General features: G+C 49.9%; 1 rRNA gene. It reads left to right on the plus strand.

The features are described from left to right. Nucleotides 1–2,218: ribosomal RNA gene (locus tag LIZ08_RS10140) — 23S ribosomal RNA — on the plus strand; the annotation flags it as partial. Nucleotides 2,219–2,267 lie beyond the last annotated feature (49 nt).

A 2,267-nucleotide genomic window follows, 5' to 3' on the forward strand; every position in this document is an offset into this window, starting at 1 on the left:
TTAGTATTATGTCGTAGACCCGAAACCATGTGACCTACCCATGAGCAGGTTGAAGGTGAGGTAAAACTCACTGGAGGACCGAACCAGGGCACGTTGAAAAGTGCTTGGATGACTTGTGGGTAGCGGAGAAATTCCAAACGAACTTGGAGATAGCTGGTTCTCTCCGAAATAGCTTTAGGGCTAGCGTCGACATTAAGATTCTTGGAGGTAGAGCACTGTTTGGGTGAGGGGTCCATCCCGGATTACCAATCTCAGATAAACTCCGAATGCCAAAGAATTATGGTCGGCAGTCAGACTGCGAGTGCTAAGATCCGTAGTCGAAAGGGAAACAGCCCAGACCACCAGCTAAGGTCCCAAAATAATTGTTAAGTGGAAAAGGATGTGGGGTTGCACAGACAACTAGGATGTTAGCTTAGAAGCAGCTATTCATTCAAAGAGTGCGTAATAGCTCACTAGTCGAGTGACCCTGCGCCGAAAATGTACCGGGGCTAAAACAATTTACCGAAGCTGTGGATACCTTTATAGGTATGGTAGGAGAGCGTTCTATGTGTGGAGAAGGTGTACCGTGAGGAGCGCTGGAACGCATAGAAGTGAGAATGCCGGTATGAGTAGCGAAAGACAGGTGAGAATCCTGTCCACCGTAAGACTAAGGTTTCCAGGGGAAGGCTCGTCCGCCCTGGGTTAGTCGGGACCTAAGGAGAGACCGAAAGGTGTATCCGATGGACAACAGGTTGATATTCCTGTACTAGAGTATGTAGTGAAGGAGGGACGCAGTAGGCTAACTAAAGCGTGCGACTGGAAGTGCACGTCTAAGCAGTGAGGTGTGAATTGAGTTAAATGCTTAATTCTATAACATTGAGCTGTGATGGGGAGCGAAGTTTAGTAGCGAAGTTAGTGACGTCACACTGCCAAGAAAAGCTTCTAGCGTTAATCATACTCTACCCGTACCGCAAACCGACACAGGTAGTCGAGGCGAGTAGCCTCAGGTGAGCGAGAGAACTCTCGTTAAGGAACTCGGCAAAATGACCCCGTAACTTCGGGAGAAGGGGTGCTGGCTTTCAGTCAGCCGCAGTGAATAGGCCCAAGCAACTGTTTATCAAAAACACAGCTCTCTGCTAAATCGTAAGATGATGTATAGGGGGTGACGCCTGCCCGGTGCTGGAAGGTTAAGAGGAGTGCTTAGCGGTAACGCGAAGGTATGAATTGAAGCCCCAGTAAACGGCGGCCGTAACTATAACGGTCCTAAGGTAGCGAAATTCCTTGTCGGGTAAGTTCCGACCCGCACGAAAGGCGTAATGATTTGGGCACTGTCTCAACGAGAGACTCGGTGAAATTTTAGTACCTGTGAAGATGCAGGTTACCCGCGACAGGACGGAAAGACCCCATGGAGCTTTACTGCAGTTTGATATTGAGTGTCTGTGCCACATGTACAGGATAGGTAGGAGCCATAGAGATCGGGACGCCAGTTTCGATGGAGGCGTTGTTGGGATACTACCCTTGTGTTATGGCCACTCTAACCCGGTAGGTTCATCATCTACGGAGACAGTGTCTGACGGGCAGTTTGACTGGGGCGGTCGCCTCCTAAAAGGTAACGGAGGCGCCCAAAGGTTCCCTCAGAATGGTTGGAAATCATTCGCAGAGTGTAAAGGTATAAGGGAGCTTGACTGCGAGAGCTACAACTCGAGCAGGGACGAAAGTCGGGCTTAGTGATCCGGTGGTTCCGTATGGAAGGGCCATCGCTCAACGGATAAAAGCTACCCTGGGGATAACAGGCTTATCTCCCCCAAGAGTTCACATCGACGGGGAGGTTTGGCACCTCGATGTCGGCTCGTCGCATCCTGGGGCTGTAGTCGGTCCCAAGGGTTGGGCTGTTCGCCCATTAAAGCGGCACGCGAGCTGGGTTCAGAACGTCGTGAGACAGTTCGGTCCCTATCCGTCGCGGGCGTAGGAAATTTGAGAGGATCTGCTCCTAGTACGAGAGGACCAGAGTGGACTTACCGCTGGTGTACCAGTTGTCTCGCCAGAGGCATCGCTGGGTAGCTATGTAGGGAAGGGATAAACGCTGAAAGCATCTAAGTGTGAAACCCACCTCAAGATGAGATTTCCCATGATTTTATATCAGTAAGAGCCCTGAGAGAAGATCAGGTAGATAGGTTAGGAGTGGAAGTTGTGTGAGCAATGGAGCGGACTAATACTAATAGCTCGAGGACTTATCCAAAGAGTCAAAAGATATTGACAACGTGAGTTTAACTTGTTAGAATATAGAT

The sequence above is a fragment of the Streptococcus sp. 210928-DFI.4.42 genome (assembly GCF_020554365.1).
Classification (GTDB): Bacteria; Bacillota; Bacilli; order Lactobacillales; family Streptococcaceae; genus Streptococcus; species Streptococcus parasanguinis_S.